This is a genomic window from Pseudogulbenkiania sp. NH8B (assembly GCF_000283535.1).
GTDB lineage: Bacteria > Pseudomonadota > Gammaproteobacteria > Burkholderiales > Chromobacteriaceae > Pseudogulbenkiania > Pseudogulbenkiania ferrooxidans.
The window spans coordinates 3036447-3055657 of the sequence record NC_016002.1 but is presented as its reverse complement, the minus strand read 5'-3'; the positions used below and the strand labels follow the sequence as shown (position 1 = coordinate 3055657).

Genomic DNA, 19211 nt, shown 5'->3' with positions numbered 1-19211 from the left:
ATGTACGCCGACTACGCCACTCCCGACGCGCCGGCCGAACTCGAGGCGCGCTGCCTGCGCGATTTCGCCCCGCTGGTGAAGCGTGTGGCGCGCCAGCTCAACTCGCAAGCCAACGGCGTGATCGAGCGCGAGGACATGGAACAGATCGGCCTGATGGCGCTGCTCGAGGCGCTGCGCCGCTACGGCGAACCGGACCAGCGCTTCGCCGGTTACGCCGTGCTGCGCGTGCGCGGCGCCATCCTCGACGAGCTGCGCCGCCTCGACTGGCGGCCGCGCGCGCTGCGCCAGGACGCGCACCGCCTGCGCGATGGCTTGCGCGAGCTGACGCGGCGCCTCGGGCGCGAACCCAGCGAGGCGGAAGCGGTGGCGCAGCTGGGGCTCAGCGCCGAGGACTACCGCGCGCTGCTGGTGGCGGAAAACGCCGAGGCCATGGCCAGCTTCGACGAACTGGTCGCCGCCGGCATCGAGCCCATCGACGACAACACCCCCGAGGCCTGCGTGCTGCAGCGGCGCACCCTGGCGGCGGCGCTCTCCGCGCTGGACGAGCGCGAACAGCGCGTGATCCAGCTCTACTACGAATTCGAACTCAGCCTCAAGGAGATCGCTGCCGTGCTCGACCTGACCGAAGCGCGGGTGTGCCAGATCAACAAGAGCGCTCTCAAGAAAATGAAGGTCCGGCTCGACGCCGCCTGAACTCCCTGGAAAGGCAACTATGCAGCAACTACTCGGCATCGGCATCGTTCTCGGATGCGTCTTCGGCGGCTTCATGCTGGGCGGGGGGGCGATCCACGTCATCTGGCAACCGGTGGAACTGCTCATCATCTGCGGCGCCGCGATCGGCGCCATCGTGCTGGGCAACCCCAAGCACGTGCTGCTGGAAATGGGCGGCCAGATCAAGCGCGTGGTGCTGCGCAAGAAGCACGGCGCCGAATTCCAGCGCCAGCTCTTGCTGTTGATGTACGAACTCCTGATCACCGCGAGCCAGGGCCTGAAGGCGCTCGACGAGCACGTCGAGGCGCCGCGCCAGAGCCCGTTGTTCAACCGTTACCCGCTGGTGCTGCAGCAGCCCAAGCTGCTGGCCTTCATCGTCGACAATTTCCGCCTGATGGCGATGGGCAAGATCAGCGCGCACGAGCTGGAAGGCGTGCTCGACCAGGAAATCGACGCCATCCACGAGGAGCTCAACCAGCCCTCCAAGTCGCTGCACAAGATCGGCGAGGCGATGCCGGGCTTCGGCATCCTGGCCGCGGTGCTGGGCATCGTGATGACCATGAACAGCGTCGGCAACGGTGCCACCACCGGCGAGATCGCCGAGAAGGTCGGCGCCGCCATGGTCGGCACCTTCATCGGCATCTTCTTCTGCTACGGCGTGCTCGACCCGCTCAGCAACGTGATGCACCAGCAGGTCAAGGAGGAGCTCTCCAACTTCGAATCGGTCAAGGTGGTGATCACCACGCACGCCTCCGGCAAGCCGCCGCTGCTGGCGATCGACGCCGGGCGCCGCCTGGTCCAGCTCAACACCAAGCCGAGCTTTTCGCAGCTGGAAAGCTGGATCAACGCGCTGCAAGGCGTGTGAGGTAGCGCACCGTGAGCCTGGACAAGAAGAAGGAAGGCACCGCCGCCGTCATCAAGAAAGTGTCGCGGCGCCAGGACGATGGCGGCCACAGCGGGGCATGGAAGGTGGCGTTCGCCGACTTCGTGCTGGCGCTGATGTGCCTGTTCCTGGTGATGTGGCTGCTCGCCTCGCGCGAGCAGGAGACCATGGCCCAGCTGTTGCGCAACGGCGGCGGCAGCCCGCTGGCGGAGGGCACCCAGTCGCGCATCGAGCACCAGGGTACGCCGCACGGCAGCCTGATCCCGCGCGAACTGGTGCCCGGCCAGCAGGCCACCGAGTCGCGCCCCAATTCGCAGGTCAAGAGCAGCGCCCAGCCCTCGGCGCTCGACGACGGCAACGGCGCCAAGCTGCGCCAGCGCTACGACAGCGCCGCCGACCTGCAGAAGCTGGCCAAGATGATGTCGGACCTGTCGGTCGAGGCCGGGCTGGCCGGCAACATCCAGACCGTGATCACCCCCTACGGCCTGCGCGTGATGCTGCACGATACCGACAAGCAGGGCATGTTCGAGCGCGGCAGCGCGGTGATCAACGAGCGTTTCAAGCACCTGCTGCAGAAGATGGGGCAGATGTTCGCCCATATCGACAACCAGCTGTTGCTGGTGGGCCATACCGACTCGCTGCAGTACAAGGGGCAGGATTACGCCGCCTTCTCCAACTGGAGCCTGTCCAGCAACCGTGCCATGGCGGCGCGCATGCAGCTGCTGCTGGGGGGGATGGCCAGCAACGGCATCCTGCAAGTGGTCGGCATGGCCGACCGTGCCCCGCTCGATGCGCGCCATCCGGACGCCGCGCTCAACCGCCGCATCGAACTGCTGGTGCTGACCACCGGCCAGGCGCAGACCGTGGCGGCGATGTTCGGCATGCCCGGCGAGGGCGGCCAGCCCGCCGCCGGCGCCGAAAAACCCTCCGCGGCCGAACTGGCCGCGCTCAAGCAGCAACTGCGTCCTTAAGCCCCGCCTTACCTCTTCCTCTACAAAAGCCCGGACAAAAATCCGAGCTTTTGATCGTCTGAATCAAGAAAAGTTCACTAATTGCTTTGCAAAACTTTACAATAATGACGTTATTAATAACAATGGCACCGTTAATCGATTTGGCATGGCAGGACAAACAAAAAAAATGCCAATAACCGTCCGCTCCACAACGTTCATGCCATGCCGCGCCACGCGGTGGTGTTTGTTTAAATAGCTCGTGCACATATAAAAAAATGACAAAGCAAGATACCAAACAGCTCCTGCTCGCGACCGATTTTTTCGGTGGCCTCAACGACTTCGCTCTCGACGAATTGATCGACCTCGCCGTTCCACTGAACTTGCGCAAGGGCGACCCGCTGTTTCTGGAAGGGGGAAACAGCGCAGCGATCTATCTGCTGACCGAAGGGCGCATCGAGTCCTTCGTCTCGGACGGCCAGGGCAAGAAGTTCGTGTTCATGTTCAACGAACCGGGCGAACTGATGGGCGAGGTCTCCTACCTGGACGGTGGGCCGTGCGCCTGGAGCGCCGTGGCCGAGCGCGACTGCCGGCTCTTGATGTTCCGGCGCACCGACCTGGTCAGCGTGTTCGGCGTGGCCGACGGTCTGCCCTGCGAGACCATCCGCAGCAAGATCCTGCTGCGACTGGCCGGCATGGTGCGGCGCATCTCGACCTCGGCCAAGAACCTGGCGCTGCTCGACGTCTACGGCCGCATCCGCATCCTGTTCAACGAGCTGATGGTCGAGGAGGACGGCGTGCTGCAGCTCGACAAGCCGCTGACCCAGCAGGAAATCGCCGACCAGATCGGCTCCTCGCGCGAGATGGTGGCGCGCATCCTCAAGGAGCTGGTCTACGGCCACTACATCCGCATGGAAAACCGCCGCATCGTGTTGCTCAAGATGCTGCCGGAGAACTTTTAAGTTTTTCTGGCAGGCGGTCGTCTTGTCTCTATTAAGACAGACGAATTGCATTGACGAGGCTCACCATGCGCATCACTCCCCAACGCCCTGAACGTCGCGACGTCGCCCCGGCCGAGCGCCCGGCCACCTCCCCGACCGCGCCTGCCGTCCGCCCTGCGGCGGCGGCCGAGGCCAGTGGGGCGGCACTGCTCGAGCCGGCGCAGGCCGCCCTGCGCGCCGCGCCCGAGATCGACCTCGAGCGCGTCGCCGCGGTCAAGGCGGCGCTGGCGCGTGGCGAGGCCCCGTTCGACCCGGGACGGCTGGCGGCGCTGATCGACCGTTATCACGGCGGACGCGGATGAGCCGCGAGGCCCGTTTCCGCCAGCTGCTGGGCGACATGCGCCTCGACCTGGCCGATTACCAGCAACTGGAACAGCTGCTGGAGAGGCAGTTCAAGGGCGCGCTGGGTCATGACGCGGCGACGCTGGCCGAGACCGGCGAGCGGATCGTGACGCTGGTCGGCCGGCTCGACGGTCGTCGTCGCGCCCGGCGCGAACTGGCGGCCGAGCTGCTGGGACGGCCGCGGCGGCTGTCGGTCGAGGAGGTGCTGGCACAGCTGCCCGCCGCCCCACGTCAGGCCTGCGAAGCGCTGTGGGCGACGCTGCGCGGGCGGGTGGCGCAGTGCAAGACGCTGAACGAGCGCAACGGCCGGCTGCTGATGGCGCAGCACGACAACCTGGAGCGTGTGCTGTTCGGTGAGAAGGATATCTATGTTCCGCTCTGATCCAACCCTCGGTTCACTCCCTTTCGACGCCGCCTGGCGCGCCGTGGCGCTGCCGTTGCCGGCGGCGGGCGAGGGCGGCGGCTTCTCCGCGCTCTATCGCCAGACCCGGCAGGAGGTGGTCGATTCGATCGAGAAGGGGTTCGGTGCGAGCGAGATGACGCTGTCGCCGGAAGGCGCCTGGGCGCGCCAGCGCGGTGCCGAGGCGGTGGCGGCCACGGTGGGTGGCGACGACGCCAGCACGCCGGGCACGGCACAGCAGGCGTTCCTGAGCCAGGTAGAGCCGTACGCGCGCGAGGCCGCGGCGCGGTTGGGGGTGGCGCCGGATCTGATCGCCGCACACGCCGCGCTGGAGTCCGGCTGGGGCAAGCGCCCGCTGACACAGGCCGACGGCACCAACAGCCACAACCTGTTCGGTATCAAGGCCGGCGCCGGCTGGCAGGGCGAGGTGGTGACTGCGCTCACCACCGAGCATGAGGCGGGCGCCGACGTGAAGCGCAGCGAGCGCTTCCGCGCCTATCCGGATTGGCGCGGCGCCTTCGCCGACTACACCCAGCTTTTGGCCAGCAACCCGCGCTTCCGTGGCGTGCAGGGCGTGGGCAACGACGCCGCGGCATTCGCCCAGGCCTTAGCCAAGGGCGGCTACGCCACCGACCCGGACTACGCCGGCAAGCTGGCGCGGGTGGTGGCGTCTATCCGGGCGGGCAGCTGAGAGAGCCTGTTCTCCCTCTTTTGCACGCAACGTGTTTATCGAGTCCGGTTTTTGTGTCCGCTACGCGGACCCTATTGAGAAGCGGTGCTGACCGCCTGCAGGCAAGAGGGCTGTCTCGCCAGCCCCCTTGCAATCCCAGGCGACCCCGACGGCCCGTGAATTCCCGCTTGGCCAGGATGGAGCAAGGCGCCGCCAAGCTCGCGATTTGCTAACGTCAAATCGCTCAAACAAGCGGCGGCTTAAAACCTTGCCCCACCCAATCCAAGCGGCACGGGCCAACGGGGGTGGGGCGAGTCGCTGCTATCTTGGCTTCGAGTCTTGTCGTGAGGCGGGGAGTGCTGTCGGCAGCTCTGGTTGTCATACACAAGCCCCGTCCGGGACGGGGCTTGTGTGCGTCTGAGGCAGGGTCCTCACTCCGGCACCACCCGTCCGGCCTCGGCCACCCGGGCGCGCAGGATCTTGCCGCTGCCGACGTTGCGCACGCGGATGACGTCGTTGCGGCGTCCGCTTTCCAGCGATTCGCCCGGCGCCGTCACCACGATCCCCTCCTTGCTCGCCACGATCTCCACCGCTTCGCCACGCCGCACCAGCACGGCGGCCTCCAGCAGCTTCCTGCGCAGCGGCTGGCCGCGTCGCAGCGCGCTGCGACTGCTCAAGCCGACCGCCTCGGCCGGGCTGTGCAAACCCTCTTCCAGCTCGTACACCGGGCGCTGCGCCCATTCCACGTCGTCGGCGCCGAGCACCTTGCCGGCGTCGAGGTCGCGTGTCGCCACCAGCTGACGCGCCTCGAGTTCGGCACGCACGGTGTAGACGGTGCTCCAGCCCTGCGGCTCCGGGCAGCGCACGGCAAAACGCAGGCGCGACAGCGAGGCGGTGTCGAACGCCTCGACCTCCAGCGGCTGGCGGCAGGCCGGCAGCGCCGCCGCCTCGCGCGGCGGGATCGGCGTCAGGCGCGGCCGTGCCTGCTCCAGCCCGACCCGGGCCGCGGCGTCGTCGAGCCAGCGCCGGGCGTGGGTCAGCACTGCGCGGTCGAGTTCGCGCGCGGCCGGGCTGGCGTCCGCGGCGGCCGGCAACGACAGGGTCAGCAGGGTCAGCAACAGGGGGGTAGGGCGGAGGGCTGTGAATATTGCCATTTGCTCGGGCTTGGTAATTATTACATGTACGTCGGGATGGCCAGTTATTAGTATCGCCTTTCAAGTAAGGCGGCTATTAGCATAGCTCTGTTTTTCAATGGTATTGAACCGAATCGGGCGTGGCAATGGGCATACATTTCGACAAGGCGCTGGATATCCACCCGGAGGCGCTCAAGCTGCGGGCGGAACGCACCAAGGTCCTGGCATCCAACATCGCCAACGAAACCACGCCGGGCTACCAGGCGCGCGACGTCGATTTCCGTTCGGCGCTGGCCGCCGCCGCCGATGAAGCTGATTTTCCGCTCGACGATTCGTCCGGTGGTCTGCTCTACCGCGTCCCCAACCACCCGTCGCGCGACGGCAATACCGTCGAGCTCGGCGTCGAGCAAGCCGAGTTCTCGCAGAACGTCTCCGAATTTCAGACCAGCCTGACCTTCCTCAACATGCAGTACAAGGGCCTGGCCAAAGTCATCGCAGGGTAATCCACCATGGCATTCAGGGATATTTCCCGCATCGCCGGTTCGGCCATGACGGCCCAGACCGTGCGTCTCAATACCGTCGCCAGCAACCTCGCCAACGCCGAATCGGCCTCCGGTTCGGAGGGCGCGGCGTTTCGCGCGCGCAAGCCGGTGTTCGCCACCGTGTACCGGGGCGCCGACAGCGACGGCGCCTGGCAGGGCGCCAGCGTGCAGGTACTCGACGTGGTGAAGAGCGACAGCCCGCTGCGCAAGGTGCACGAGCCGTCCAACCCGCTCGCCGACGCCGACGGCAACGTGTTCTACCCCAACGTCAATCCGGTCGAGGAGATGACCGACATGATGTCCGCCTCACGCGCCTTCCAGACCAACGTGGAAGTGCTGGCGCGGGTGAAAACCATGCAGCAGGACCTGCTCAAACTGGGAGAAGGCTGATGACTGTCAGCAATTCGCTGTTGAACGACAGCACCGCATCGAGCCAGGGCACAGCCCCGGTCGCCAGCAACGGCCAGTCGCAGAGCAGTGGCTCGGACATGTTCATGACGCTGCTGATGGCGCAGATCAAGAACCAGAACCCGCTCGACCCGGCCGACCCGTCGCAGTTCGTCAACCAGCTGGTGCAGATGAACCAGATGCAGACCTCGCTCGGCATGCTGTCGCAACTGAAAGACAACGCCGTACTGCTGCGCGAGCTGCAGGGGCTGGGCTTGGGCAACCAGGTCGGCAACAGCGTGCTGGTGCAGAGCAACACCGTGCAGCTCGACGGCACGCCACTCTCCGGCCGCCTCACCCTGTCCGGCGCGGAAAACCAGGTCACGCTGCAGCTCACCGGCGCCGACGGCAAGCTGCACCCGATCGACCTGGGCGCCCAGCCGGCGGGCGAGGTCGCGTTCAGCGTCAACCCGGCCGACTACGGCCTTGCCGCCGGCAACTACGCGCTGTCGGTGACCACCGCCTCGCGCGCCACGCCGCTGCTGGAGCTGGCCGCCGTGGTCCAGGGCGTGCGCCTGCCGGTGCAGGGCGGCGAGCCCATGCTCACCCTTTCCGGGCTGGGGGATGTCCCGGCCTCTTCGGTTTCCCGCCTGCTGGGGAACACCTCGTCCAGCGTCTCGTAAGCGGAGTCTTCCATGAGTCTTGAAATCGCCCTGTCCGGCATCAACGCGGTCAACTCCCAGCTCGGCAGCATCAGCAACAACATCGCCAACTCCGGCACCTACGGCTTCAAGTCGAGCCGCGCCAACTTCTCTGCTACCTACGCCGGCACCCAGGCCACCGGGGTCGAGGTCGCCTCCAACACGCAGAGCATCGGCCGCAGCGGCGGCACCGTCACCACCGGGCGCGCGCTGGACGCCGCGATCCAGGGCCGCGGCTTCTTCGTCACCCGCGACAATGCCGGCAGCGTCGCCTACACCCGCGTCGGCATCTTCAACACCGACAAGGACGGCGTGCTGGTCGACAGCTTCGGCCGCCATGTCCAGGGCTACGCCGCCGTCAGCGGCGCCAGCGGCGGTGCCCGCGGCGCGCTGGGCGACATCACGGTGCCCACCGGGCAGATCGCGGCCAAGGCCAGCGACACCCTGCAATACGTCGGCAACCTGTCGTCTGGCTGGACCACGCCGGCGACGGCCTTCGACCCGGCCGACCCGACCACCTTCAACGGCTCCAGCGTTTCCACCGTGTACGACTCGCTGGGGGAGAAGCACACCCTGACCCAGTACTTCGTCAAGAACGGCACCAACGACGTGACGGTGCATTTCGGCCTCGACGGCAGCGTGCTCGCCGACACCGCCGACCTGGCCTTCGACAGCAACGGCGCGCTGACCTCGTCGGCGCTGGCCAGCGGCGGCGCCACGCTCGCGCTGGGCACCCCGACGGGCGCCGCGGCCTTGTCCGTCAAGCTCGACTACACCGGCACCACCCAGTTCGCCGGCGATACCACCACCACCGTCAACAGCGGCAACGGTTACGCCTCCGGCGCGCTCACCGGGGTCAGCCTGCAGGACAACGGCGACATCCTCGCCACCTACAGCAACGGCCAGAAGCAGGCGGTCGGCACCATCGCGCTGGCCAACTTCCCCAACGAGGATGGCCTGATCCCGGTGTCCGCCACCAGCTGGGTGGACTCGCCGGCCTCCGGCACCGCGCTGCTCTCGGCGCCCGGCAGCGGTCTCGCCGGCACGCTCAGCGCCGGCTCGCTGGAGCAATCCAACGTCGACATGACCGCCGAGCTGGTCAACCTGATGAGCGCGCAGCGCAACTACCAGGCCAACACCAAGGTGATCTCGACCGAGGGCCAGGTGATTCAGGCGCTGATGCAGGCGGTGTAAGACATGGACGCGCTGATCTACACCATCATGAGCGGGGCCGACCGCACCCTCAAGGCGCAGCAGGTGCACGCCAACAACCTGGCCAACGCCCAGACCAACGGTTTCCGCGCCGATATCGAGGTGGCCAGCAGCCAGGCGGTACGCGGCTACGGTTACGACGCCCGCCACATGACGCGCGCCGAACCGAACGCCGTCGACCATCGCGCCGGCACCGTGGTGGAGACCGGGCGCGACCTCGACGTGGCGCTGCAGGGCGACGGCTTTCTCGCCGTCGCCGTCGGCAGCGGCGAAGCCTACACCCGCGCCGGCAACTTCAGCGTCGACGCCAACGGCGCGCTCACCGTCAACGGCCGGCCGGTGCTGGGCGACGGCGGCCCGATCGTGCTGCCGCCCTACGTGCGCGTCGCGGTGGCGGGCGACGGCACGATTTCGATCCAGCCGCCGGGAGAGACGGCAATGCAGGTTGTCGATCGGCTGAAGCTGGTCAAGCCGGCGCCGGAAGAGCTCTCCAAGGACGAGAACGGCCTGATCGTCAGCCGCCTCGGCAACACGCTGCCGGCGGACGAGACGGTGCGGGTGCAGGGCGAGCACCTGGAGCAGAGCAACGTGTCGGCGGTGGAGGAGATGATCGCCACCATGTCGCTCAATCGTGGCTTCGAGATGCAGATGAAGATGTTCAACGCGGCCAACGACATGGTCGAGGCCGGTAACCGCCTGGTGCGCGGTTAGGCAACCGAGGGGTAGGGCATGAATCCGGCATTGTGGATCAGTAAAACCGGCATCCAGGCGCAAGACGCGCGCCTGGGCGCCATCGCCAACAACCTGGCCAACGTCAACACGGTCGGCTTCAAGCGCGACCGCATGGTGTTCGAGGACCTGTTCTACCAGGTCGAGCGCCAGCCCGGCGCCCGCGTCGACGCTAACAACGCCTCGCCGTCCGGGGTGCAGCTGGGCAACGGCACGCGCCTCCTGGGCACGCAGAAGGTGTTCACCAGCGGCAGCATCACCACCACCGGCCAGGCGCTGGACGTGGCCATCGTCGGCCAGGGCTTCCTGCAGGTGCAGATGTCCAACGGCGAAACCGGCTATACCCGCGCCGGCCAGTTGCAGGTCAACGCCGACGGCCAGCTGGTGAACGCGCAGGGCCTGCCCATCGTGCCCGCCATCACGGTACCGGCCACGGCGACCTCGGTCAGCATCGGCGAAACCGGCACGGTGTCGATCACCCAGTCCGGCTCCACCGCGCAGACCGAGATCGGCCAGCTGACGCTGGCCAACTTCGTCAACCCGACCGGGCTGCTGGCGCTGGGCGACAACCTGTTCCAGGAAACCACCGCCAGCGGCACGCCCACCGTCGGCAATCCCGGCAGCGACGCGCTGGGCAAGCTCAAGCAGGGCGCGCTGGAGGGCTCCAACGTGCAGGTGGTGGAAGAGATGGTGGACATGATCGCGGCGCAGCGCACCTACGAGATGAATACCAAGGTGCTGTCCGCCGCCGACAACATGATGCAGTACCTGGCGCAGTCGGTGCGATGAAGCGGACGGCGCTCGTACTGGCCACGCTGCTGCTGGCCGGCTGCACCCAGACCCTGCCGCCGCCGCGTGCCGAGTTCGAGCCGCCGCTGCCGCCGAAGTCGGCGGCGCGCGGCATCGGTGGCGGCGTGTACACCGCCGGCGGCGCCTGGTCGCTGGTCACCGACAGCCGCGCCTACCGCGTCGGCGACGCCCTGACCGTGGTGCTGGAAGAGACCACCCAAGCCAGCAAGAAGGCCGGCACCCTGCTCGACAAGAAGTCGGGCGCCAGCATCCAGCCCACCATCCTCGGCAGCAAGACCATCAACACCAAGGTCGGCATTGACGCCGACCGCACCTTCGACGGCTCGTCCTCGTCCACCCAGCAGAACGCCTTGTCCGGCGCGCTCAGCGTGATCGTGCACCAAGTGCTGCCCAACGGCCTGTTGCTGGTGAAGGGCGAGAAGCAGCTCACCCTCAACCAGGGCGAGGAGTACCTGCAGCTGGCGGGCTACGTCCGCGTCGACGACATCGACACCGACAACCGCGTGTCGTCGCAGCGCATCGCCAACGCCCGCATCGCCTACTCCGGCCGGGGCGTCCTGAGCGACGCCAACGCCCCGGGCTGGCTGACACGCTTCTTCACCAGCCCATGGATGCCGTTCTGAGAGACCTCATGCCCTACCGTTACCTTTCCCGCCTGATGCTGGTGCTGGTGGCCGGCCTGTTGCCGCTCAACGCCGGCGCCCAGCTGCTGCGCAACCTGGTCAGCGTCGAAGGCATCCGCGAAAACCAACTGATCGGCTACGGCATCGTGGTCGGCCTGGACGGCACCGGCGACAACTCGCAGGTGAAGTTCTCCGGCCAGTCGGTGAGCAACCTGCTCAAGCAGTTCGGCATCAAGCAGCCCGAGGGCAGCAGCACCAAGGTCAAGAACGTGGCGGCGGTGATGGTCAGCGCCAGCCTGCCGCCCGGTTACCGGCACGGCCAGACCATCGACGTCACGGTGTCGTCGCTGGGCGACGCCAAGAGCCTGCGCGGCGGCACGCTGCTGCTGACGCCCTTGCGCGCCGCCGACGGCGAGGTGTACGCGCTGGCGCAGGGCAACCTGGTGATCGGCGGTCTGTCGGCGCAGGGCAAGAGCGGCTCCAGCGTCACGGTGAACACCCCGACCTCGGGGCGCATCCCCAACGGCGCCTCGATCGAGCGCGAAATCCCGTCCGACTTCGAGAGCGGGCCGTCGGTGCGCCTGAGCCTCAAGCGGCCCAATTTCGAGACCGCCACCAACATCGTCAACACCATCAACCAGCGCTACGGCCGCATCGCCAGCACGCGCGACGCCACCTCGGTCGAGGTGCTGGCGCCGCCGGACCCGACCGCGCGCGTGGCCTTCGTCGCCCGGCTGGAGAAGCTCAACATCGGGGTGGGCGAGGAGACGCCGCGCGTGATATTCAATTCGCGCACCGGCACCGTGGTGATCAGCCAGGGGGTGACGGTACGCCCCGCCGCGGTGTCGCACGGCAACCTGCGCGTGGTGATCGCCGAGAGCTCGCAGGTGAGCCAGCCCAATCCGTTCGGGCGCGGCAACACCGTGGTCACGCCGCAATCGGACGTCAGCGTGCAGCAGGACCAGGGCCGCATGTTCAAGTGGCCGGCGGGCGCCAAGCTGCAAACCATCATCGACACCATCAACAGCACCGGCGCCACGCCGGACGACATCATGGCCATCCTGCAGGCGCTGGATCAGGCCGGTGCGCTGGATGGCGAGCTGGTGGTGATCTGAGGAGGAGCGAGCATGCTGAGCACCGACGTGAAGAAGGCCGGCAGCGGCGCCGAGGGTTCTTCTGCCAACCTCGAGACCCCGGTGCAGCCGCCCTCGGCCGAGTACCGCAAGAAGGTCGGCAAGGCTGCCGAAGAATTCGAGGCGCTGTTCGTCCACGAAATGCTGGGGCAGATGCGCAAGACCACGCGCGCCATGGCCGGCGAGGACAGCATCTTCGCCCAGTCCATCAACAGCGACCTGCTCGACTTTGCCGACACCGCGGTGGCCGGCCAGATCGCCCGGCAACGCGTGTTCGGCATCGCCAACGTCATCCTGGCGCAGCTGCTGCCCGGCGAAACGGTCAATGGCAATAATGCGCTTAAGGAAAACGCCGCCGGGGTCGCCTCTGTTTCCCAGAAGGCGCCCGAGACGGGCGCCGGCCTGGCCGCCTTCGCCACGCCGTTTTTTCCACTGAACCACAGATAGCCAGCCCGCCATGCGCATGATCCAGAACGCGCTGTCCGGCGCGATCGCCGCCCAGGCCGCGCTCAACACGGTCAGCCAGAACCTTTCCAACGAAATGACCCCCGGCTATTCGCGCCAGGGCGTGCTGCTGTCGACCCTGGTGCCGGGCGCGGGCGACCGTCTCGGCGCCGGCATGGGCGTCGACGTCACCGCCATCCGCCGCTTCAGCGACAGCTACAAGAACCTGCAGATGTGGCAGGCGGCGGCGGGGCAGGGCGAGCTGGCGGCGGCGCAGCCGTACTTCGCCCAGCTGGAGCAGGTCATGGGCAGCGACGGCACCAGCCTGTCGGGCGGCCTCGACAAGTTCTACAGTGCGCTCAACGCCGCCAGCGTCGAGCCCAGCTCGGTGCCCTTGCGCCAGCAGGTGATCAGCGAGGCGGACGCGCTGGCGCGCCGCTTCAACAATCTCAACGGTGTGTTCGCCACGCAGCAGGCCTCGCTCAACGAGCAGCGCAGCGCCACGCTGGCGCAGATCAATACCATCACCCAGTCCATCGCCGCACTCAACGCCAAGGTGGCGGAGGCCGACGCCGTCGGCACCAACGCCTCCGGCCTGCTCGACGAGCGCGACCGCCAGATCGACGCGCTGGCCGCGCTGGTCGACGTGCGCGTCAGCCAGCAGCCGGACGGCAGCCTCAGCGTCACGCTGCGCGGCGGGCAGCCGCTGGTGATCGGCAATACCGCCGCCACGCTCGCCGCGCAGGGCAACGTCAACGGTACGCAGACCATGACGCTGCAGTTCGCCAAGGAGCGCTTCACGCTGCCCAACGACAACCTGGGCGGCCAGCTGGGCGGTCTCAACCAGTACCAGAGCGCGGTGCTGCAGCCGATGACCGACGCGGTACGCACCCTGGCCGGCGAACTGGCGACGCGCACCAACGCCCAGCTTGCCAGCGGTTTCGACCTCAACGGCCAAGCCGGCGCGGCGCTGTTCGTCTTCGATGCGGCCAGCACCAGCGGCATGCTCCAGGTCAGCGCCATCCAGGCCGACCAGCTGGGCTTCTCCAGCGATCCCGCCAAGCCCGCCAACAGCGACAACCTGCTGGCGCTGATCGCCATCAAGGACCAGACCGTCGCCATGACCGGGCTCGGCAACGTCACCATCAGCGATGCCTACGCCCAGCTCACAGGCCACCTCGCCATCGACAGCCAGCAGAACAAGGCCGGGCTGGAGACCGCCTCGGTGGTACGCGGCGAGGCCGAGAAGAACTGGAAGTCGACCAGCGGCGTCAACAGCGATGAAGAAGCGATCAACCTGGTCGAGTTCCAGAAGATGTACCAGGCCAACATGAAAGTCATCGCCGTCGCCAACCAGCTGTTCGACAGCACCCTGGCGATTTTCTGAGGAAGCCACCATGCGCGTAGCCAGTAACCAGTTCCAGGCCTCGATGAGCGCCGCCATGCAGTCGGCCAACAGCCGGCTCGCCGACCTGCAGCAACAGATGTCCTCCGGCGACCGCCTGCTGGTGCCGTCCGACGACCCGGTCGCCAGCGTGCGGCTGTTGCGCCTGCAGCGCGAAGAGGCGGCGTTGACCCAGTACCGCGACAACATCGCCGCGTTGCGCTCGCGGCTGTCGATGAACGAGTCCTACCTCGACGGCATGAGCAAGGACATGATGCAGGCGCGCGACCTGCTGGTGTGGGCCGCCGACGGCGGCAATACCGCGGACGACCTGCGCGCCATGTCGAGCTCGCTCGCCAACCTGCGCGACAGCCTGTTCTACGCCGCCAATACCAAGGACCAGGAAGGCCGCTACCTGTTTTCCGGCTCCGCCAGCGCCACCCAGACCATCGCCGTCGACAACACGCAGCCCGCCGGCAGCCGCTACAGCTTCAGCGGCAACACCGACCGCCAGCAGGTGGTGATCGGGCACGGCGTCACCCAGCCCGCCAACGTCACGCTGGAAGACATGGCCGCCTTCCTCAACCAGCTCGACCAGACCATCGACACCCTGCAAAGCCCGACGCTCGACCCGGGCAACCCGAGCGTGGGCCAGACCGTACGCCAGACCCTCGACGGCACCGATACCGCGCTCAAGGCCATCGGCGTCAAGATCGCCCAGCTGGGCGGGGCGCAGAATACCCTGCAGATGATGGACGACAACCACAGCAACGTCAGCCTGGCCAACCAGCAGAGCATCGCCAACCTCGGCAACCTCGACTACGCCGAGGCGTCGATCAACATGAACAGCTACCTGCTGGCGGTGCAGGCCAGCCAGAAAGCCTACGGCAAGATCAGCGCGCTCAGCCTGTTCGACGTGATCTGAGGCCGCTTTCACCATGAATTCCCTGATTTCCTCGCTGGACTCCGCCAGCAGCCGCACGCGTCGCAACAGCCCCGGCGGCGTGCCGCCGGCGCCGGCGGCCACCGATCTGCGCAGCACGCCGCCAGCCCCGGCCGAATCGGCCGTGGCCGGCACCACGGCCGCCAGCGGCTGGCGCTACAGCAGCCAGCTCAACGAGCAGCTCACCGCCGCGCAACGCGCCCTGGGCTTCGTCGACGGCCTGGCGGGCCAGCTGGAGCAGCTCAAGACCGACCTCAGCCAGCAGCTCGCCCAGCGCCGCATCGACCGGGAAGGGCTGGAGGCCCGCATCGGCCGCTTCGCCACGACCCTGGCGCAGCGCCATGCCCAAAGCGGCGGCAGCGTCGACGGTAAGCTGCGCTTTCATCTGGCGGCCGACGCCCGGCAAGACTTCACGGTACGCGGCATGGACCTCGACAGCCTGCGCAGCGGGCCCGCGGAAACGCTGGCGCTGTTCAGCGGCGAGCGCGGCACCGCCGCGATGTCGTTCAACGTCGGCGGCGACGTCAGCGAAGACGAGATCATGCGCCGCCTCAATCGCGCCCTGGCACCGTCAGGCATCCGCGCGGCCATCAACGACGACGGCCAGCTCGGCTTCTCGGTGGACGAGGCGGCCTGGCCGGCCATCCGCGACCGCCTCGCGGTACGCGGCGGCGGCGTCCGCTTCCCCTCCGGCCAGCCGCAGCGCGTCAAGACCGAGGCCGAACCGGAGCGGCTGGCAACCGGCGAGTGGCAGGTGAACGACCATGCCCACGTGCGCCAGACCCTGCAGCGCGTGGTAAGCGCCCTGTCGCAGCTGCGCCAGGCACACAGTGCCATCGCCAGCGCCATCGACCAGGCGCGTGACGCCATCGACCAACTGTCGCGCATGGGCGAGCAGAGCTGGGCGCAGGAGTTCGTGGCCGATTTCAACGCGCGCCTGAACCAGGCCGGCGACTACCGCTCCTTCCTCGGCGTCATCCCGGCCCTGCTGGGCGTGAGCCGCTATCGCGTCGTCTCGCTGCTGGCGCTGTAACAACCCGTTCACGTTCTTTTTGCGGCGGCGGCCGCGCCCGGCCACACCGGCGGGTCCGGCAAACGGCCAACGACGTCGTTGGCCGGCTTGGCCTTGCAATGCCAAGGCCGGCTCGTCCGCCTCCTATCGGGTTGTTTGCCGGGACCGCGGCGCTCGTAAAAAGATCGTGAACAGGCTCTACGCGGAGCGCCGCCGCCTGCAAGGCTTGCAGGGTGGCGCGGCGCCTACCGCGATGATCCGCCCCCCCAACCTGGGGCCGTGCAGAAGAAGCCAGACGGTGCCTGTCGCTGCCGTCCGGGTGGTTTGAGATAAAAACAATGCGAGATCGCTTGACGGGTGGATTTTCGGTCAATATAATCGCTTTCTCTTTAGATGTTCCCTGATAGCTCAGTTGGTAGAGCGACGGACTGTTAATCCGCAGGTCGCAGGTTCGAGCCCTGCTCGGGGAGCCAAAGTTTCATGAAAGCCAGCACATCGTGCTGGCTTTTTGCATTTCCGGCAGGTGTCTGCCTGCCCAACCCCTCCGCGCCCGCCTGCGAGGCGACACCATCCCCATCGCCAGCTGGTTCTTTCCGAGCGAACGACACGACCGCCTCACCGGCAACCCCACTGTCCGGGACAAACGGCTGGGCGTGCCGCTGGTGCGCCGTCGGCCGTGAGGGATGGCAGGCCTGGCTCGGCGGGCCACGGCGCCGCGGTGGTTGTGATGGCGGAGCGCCTGTACAACAATGCTTTATGACACTCCTCTCGCCACACTCGCCCATGACCAAGATTCTCGCCATCTGTGCCGGTGCTTCGAGCGGCGCCTTGTTGCGCTGGATGCTGGGCCTGCGCCTGAACGCGCTGCTGCCGTCGCTGCCGCTCGGCACGCTGTGCGCCAACCTGCTGGGAGGCTACCTGATCGGCTTCATCATCGCCGTCTTGGCGCAGCATGCGACCCTGCCGCCGGAGTGGCGCCTGTTGCTGATAACCGGCTTCCTGGGCGGCCTGACCACCTTTTCGACGTTCTCGGCCGAGGTGGTGGAGTTGTTGCAGCAGGGGCGTTTGGGCTGGGCGGTGGCGGCCATCCTGGCGCACGTGATGGGCTCGCTGCTGATGACCCTGCTGGGCCTCTACAGCTACGCGTGGCTGCGCTCGCTAGTCTGACGCCGGCTCGCCGTGATCGGCGCTGAGCAGGGCGTCCAGCAGCAGCCGCGCCTGCGCCGGCAGGCTGTCGATATCTTTCACGCACAGCTGCAGTTCGCGTATCGCCCACGGATCGGTCAATTCCACCACGTGCAGCGCATGACTCTGGGCCAGACTCCGCGCCGAGCGGGCCGGCAGGATGGCCAGCCCGGCGTTGCGTCCCACCAAAGTGGCCACGGCGGCGAAGCTGGAAACGCGCAGCCGCAGGCGTAGCGCCTTGCCCTTGCGCCGCGCCATGCTTTCCACGAAGCCTTGCATGGCGCTGGTTTCGGTCAGGCCGACGAAGGCGTGATCGAGCAAGGTGGCGAACGCGACCGAAGCCGTGCCGTGGAGCGGGTGCGCGGGGCCGCAAATCACCACCAGGCGGTCGCGTGCAAACGGCAGCAAGGGCAGCCGTTCCACCCCCAGGCTGCCGTCCAGGATGCCGATATCGGCCTCGCCGTCTTCGATCGCCGTGACGATGTCGCGGCTCGGGCGCTCGGCCAGCACGACATCCAGTTCGGGCTGCGCCGCCAGAAAGCGGCCCAGCAGGTCCGGCAGGAATTCGTTGCTGGCGACGCTGTTGGCCATCAGCCGGATTTCCCGCCGCACGCCCTGGCTGAGCCGCCCCATGTCGCCGTTCAGCTGCTCGGAGCCCAGCAAGAGACGCCGGGCGTGATGCAGCAGCACGTCGCCGGCGTGGGTGAGGGCGATGCCGCGCGAGTGGCGTTCCACCAGCTGCACCCCGTACAGGTCTTCCAGCTTTTTCAGGCGCTGGCTGGCGGCGGAGAGCGCCATCGGGAAGCGTTCGGCGGCCTCGGTCAGGCTGCCGCTCTCGGCCAGGGCGGTGAACAGTTTCAGGTCGATGAAGTCGAGTCGCATGGCACGGGGTTTCCACAGAGGGGAGGGGCGCGGATTGACCGGCGCGCCACGGCTGCAGCAGGCGAGCAGGTCCCGGGAAAACAAACCCCGCCGTTGAGCCTGCCTTCGTGTTTGGAGAAGTCTGGCTACGCCAACAATATAACGGCGTGCCGGCGCTTCCCGCCATAATAGGCCGAAAACAAGGAAACTGACATGATCGAAGCACAGAAACCGCTGCCGCTGGCTGGCCGTATCGCCTTCGCGAAAAACAAAGGGGTGGTGATGGCCCTGTTGGCGGCGCTGGGGTTTTCCGCCAAGGCGGTGTTCGTCAAGCTGGGATATCGCTACGGCGCCGGCGCCGAAGCCCTGCTGGTGTTGCGCATGGCATTCGCCCTGCCGTTCTTCTTGCTGATGGCGTGGCGCAGCGGCGTGGCCGGCGGCGCGCGCCGTCTGGAGCGGCGCGACTGGCAGCAACTGGCGCTGCTGGGCTTGCTGGGCTACTACCTCTCCAGTCTGCTGGATTTCATCGGCCTGCAATACGTCTCGGCGGCGCTGGAGCGGCTCACGCTGTTTCTCTACCCGACGCTGGTGTTGTTCATCTCGGTGCTGTGGCTGGGCAAGCGCTACCCGGCCAAGGTGTGGCTGGGGGTCGGGCTGGCCTATCTCGGCATCGCCCTCGCTTTCGTGCAGGATCTGCGCGACGCCGGGCTGGGCAGTCAGGCGCTGATCGGCCTGGCCTGGGTCGTTGCCAGTACCGTGAGCTATGCCCTGTACCTGGTCGGCTCGGGGGAGGCGATCGCCCGCATCGGTGCCACCCGTTTCGCCGCGCTGGCGACACTGGTGGCGTGCCTGGCGGTGTTCGTCCACTTTGCCGTGACCACGCCGCTGACGGCGCTGCTTCTGCCCATGCCGGTGTACCTGATCGGGTTCGCCATGGGGGTGTTCAGCACGGTGCTGCCGGTGTGGTGCCTCAACGTCGCGATCCGCCAGCTCGGCGCCGGCAAGGCGGCCTCGGTCGGCACGCTGGGGCCGGTATTGACCATGGCGATGGGCTGGCTGGTCCTCGGCGAGAGCCTGACCGGGGTGCAGGTGCTGGGCGCGGCGCTGGTGATCGGCGGGGTGGGGGTGGTCGGGCGCAGCAAGTGAGCGGGCGGCCGT

The 19211-nt window shown here is 67.5% G+C and carries 23 protein-coding genes and 1 tRNA gene; 22 read left to right on the top strand and 2 right to left on the bottom strand.

Annotation, left to right across the window (positions count from 1 at the left end):
* The 7 genes from NH8B_RS14020 (at nt 1) to NH8B_RS13990 (ending at nt 4975) form a co-directional block, all read left to right on the top strand.
* Complete coding sequence (locus NH8B_RS14020; RefSeq protein WP_014087886.1) at nt 1–693, top strand: FliA/WhiG family RNA polymerase sigma factor; 693 nt, start codon at nt 1–3, stop codon at nt 691–693.
* A gap of 19 nt (nt 694–712) precedes the next feature.
* Nucleotides 713–1576 (top strand): flagellar motor stator protein MotA, encoded by an 864-nt coding sequence (gene motA, locus NH8B_RS14015; protein WP_014087885.1) that lies wholly within the window; start codon nt 713–715, stop codon nt 1574–1576.
* An 11-nt stretch (nt 1577–1587) separates the two neighbouring features.
* Nucleotides 1588–2565 (top strand): flagellar motor protein MotB, encoded by a 978-nt coding sequence (locus NH8B_RS14010; RefSeq protein WP_014087884.1) that lies wholly within the window; start codon nt 1588–1590, stop codon nt 2563–2565.
* Nucleotides 2566–2819: 254 nt separating this feature from the next.
* Entirely contained in the window at nt 2820–3503 is a 684-nt protein-coding gene (locus NH8B_RS14005; protein ID WP_014087883.1) for a Crp/Fnr family transcriptional regulator, read from the top strand.
* 65 nt (nt 3504–3568) lie between these two features.
* Nucleotides 3569–3844 (top strand): flagellar biosynthesis anti-sigma factor FlgM, encoded by a 276-nt coding sequence (gene flgM, locus NH8B_RS14000; protein ID WP_014087882.1) that lies wholly within the window; start codon nt 3569–3571, stop codon nt 3842–3844.
* Complete coding sequence (flgN, locus tag NH8B_RS13995; RefSeq protein ID WP_014087881.1) at nt 3841–4266, top strand: flagellar export chaperone FlgN; 426 nt, start codon at nt 3841–3843, stop codon at nt 4264–4266. Before flgM ends, flgN begins: the two co-directional genes overlap by 4 nt.
* Nucleotides 4253–4975 (top strand): glycoside hydrolase family 73 protein, encoded by a 723-nt coding sequence (locus NH8B_RS13990; RefSeq protein WP_014087880.1) that lies wholly within the window; start codon nt 4253–4255, stop codon nt 4973–4975. The genes flgN and NH8B_RS13990 overlap by 14 nt, the downstream gene beginning before the upstream one ends.
* 410 nt (nt 4976–5385) lie before the next feature.
* Here NH8B_RS13990 and flgA read toward each other — a convergent pair whose 3' ends face one another.
* On the bottom strand, nt 5386–6108 hold the full coding sequence (flgA, locus tag NH8B_RS13985) for a flagellar basal body P-ring formation chaperone FlgA (RefSeq protein WP_051002166.1): 723 nt from the start codon (nt 6106–6108) through the stop codon (nt 5386–5388).
* A gap of 125 nt (nt 6109–6233) precedes the next feature.
* Here flgA and flgB point away from each other — a divergent pair, with 125 nt between their 5' ends.
* From flgB to crcB, 14 genes are all read left to right on the top strand, one after another.
* Nucleotides 6234–6590 carry a flagellar basal body rod protein FlgB gene (flgB, locus tag NH8B_RS13980; protein WP_008954400.1) on the top strand — a complete coding sequence of 119 codons (357 nt, stop codon included), beginning with the start codon at nt 6234–6236 and terminating at the stop codon, nt 6588–6590.
* Between the two features lie 6 nt (nt 6591–6596).
* Entirely contained in the window at nt 6597–7019 is a 423-nt protein-coding gene (flgC, locus tag NH8B_RS13975) for a flagellar basal body rod protein FlgC (RefSeq protein WP_008954401.1), read from the top strand.
* A complete protein-coding gene (locus tag NH8B_RS13970; RefSeq protein ID WP_014087878.1) occupies nt 7019–7699 on the top strand; it encodes a flagellar hook capping FlgD N-terminal domain-containing protein in 681 nt (226 codons plus the stop codon). Before flgC ends, NH8B_RS13970 begins: the two co-directional genes overlap by 1 nt.
* Before the next feature lie 12 nt (nt 7700–7711).
* Entirely contained in the window at nt 7712–8911 is a 1200-nt protein-coding gene (locus tag NH8B_RS13965; RefSeq protein WP_014087877.1) for a flagellar hook protein FlgE, read from the top strand.
* A gap of 3 nt (nt 8912–8914) precedes the next feature.
* Entirely contained in the window at nt 8915–9640 is a 726-nt protein-coding gene (locus NH8B_RS13960; RefSeq protein ID WP_008954404.1) for a flagellar basal body rod protein FlgF, read from the top strand.
* An 18-nt stretch (nt 9641–9658) separates the two neighbouring features.
* Entirely contained in the window at nt 9659–10447 is a 789-nt protein-coding gene (gene flgG / locus NH8B_RS13955; protein ID WP_014087876.1) for a flagellar basal-body rod protein FlgG, read from the top strand.
* Nucleotides 10444–11091 (top strand): flagellar basal body L-ring protein FlgH, encoded by a 648-nt coding sequence (flgH, locus tag NH8B_RS13950; protein WP_014087875.1) that lies wholly within the window; start codon nt 10444–10446, stop codon nt 11089–11091. Before flgG ends, flgH begins: the two co-directional genes overlap by 4 nt.
* Nucleotides 11092–11099: 8 nt before the next feature.
* Complete coding sequence (locus tag NH8B_RS13945; RefSeq protein WP_014087874.1) at nt 11100–12206, top strand: flagellar basal body P-ring protein FlgI; 1107 nt, start codon at nt 11100–11102, stop codon at nt 12204–12206.
* Between the two features lie 12 nt (nt 12207–12218).
* Nucleotides 12219–12671 carry a flagellar protein FlgJ gene (locus tag NH8B_RS13940; RefSeq protein ID WP_014087873.1) on the top strand — a complete coding sequence of 151 codons (453 nt, stop codon included), beginning with the start codon at nt 12219–12221 and terminating at the stop codon, nt 12669–12671.
* Between the two features lie 10 nt (nt 12672–12681).
* Nucleotides 12682–14055, top strand: coding sequence for a flagellar hook-associated protein FlgK (flgK, locus tag NH8B_RS13935; protein WP_014087872.1), 1374 nt, complete (start codon nt 12682–12684; stop codon nt 14053–14055).
* 10 nt (nt 14056–14065) lie between these two features.
* Nucleotides 14066–14977 (top strand): flagellar hook-associated protein FlgL, encoded by a 912-nt coding sequence (flgL, locus tag NH8B_RS13930; RefSeq protein WP_014087871.1) that lies wholly within the window; start codon nt 14066–14068, stop codon nt 14975–14977.
* A gap of 13 nt (nt 14978–14990) precedes the next feature.
* The gene (locus tag NH8B_RS13925; protein WP_014087870.1) at nt 14991–16028 is read left to right on the top strand and encodes a hypothetical protein; all 1038 of its coding nucleotides are present in this window, start codon (nt 14991–14993) and stop codon (nt 16026–16028) included.
* 376 nt (nt 16029–16404) lie between these two features.
* A tRNA-Asn gene (locus NH8B_RS13920) sits at nt 16405–16480 on the top strand.
* 310 nt (nt 16481–16790) lie between these two features.
* Nucleotides 16791–17174 (top strand): fluoride efflux transporter CrcB, encoded by a 384-nt coding sequence (crcB, locus tag NH8B_RS13915; protein WP_014087868.1) that lies wholly within the window; start codon nt 16791–16793, stop codon nt 17172–17174.
* Here crcB and NH8B_RS13910 read toward each other — a convergent pair.
* Entirely contained in the window at nt 17166–18074 is a 909-nt protein-coding gene (locus NH8B_RS13910) for a LysR substrate-binding domain-containing protein (protein WP_014087867.1), read from the bottom strand. The two genes, crcB and NH8B_RS13910, sit on opposite strands and share 9 nt — an antisense overlap.
* Before the next feature lie 192 nt (nt 18075–18266).
* On the opposite strand from NH8B_RS13910, the gene NH8B_RS13905 reads away from it, so the two are divergent.
* The gene (locus NH8B_RS13905) at nt 18267–19199 is read left to right on the top strand and encodes a DMT family transporter (RefSeq protein ID WP_014087866.1); all 933 of its coding nucleotides are present in this window, start codon (nt 18267–18269) and stop codon (nt 19197–19199) included.
* Nucleotides 19200–19211: the final 12 nt, after the last annotated feature.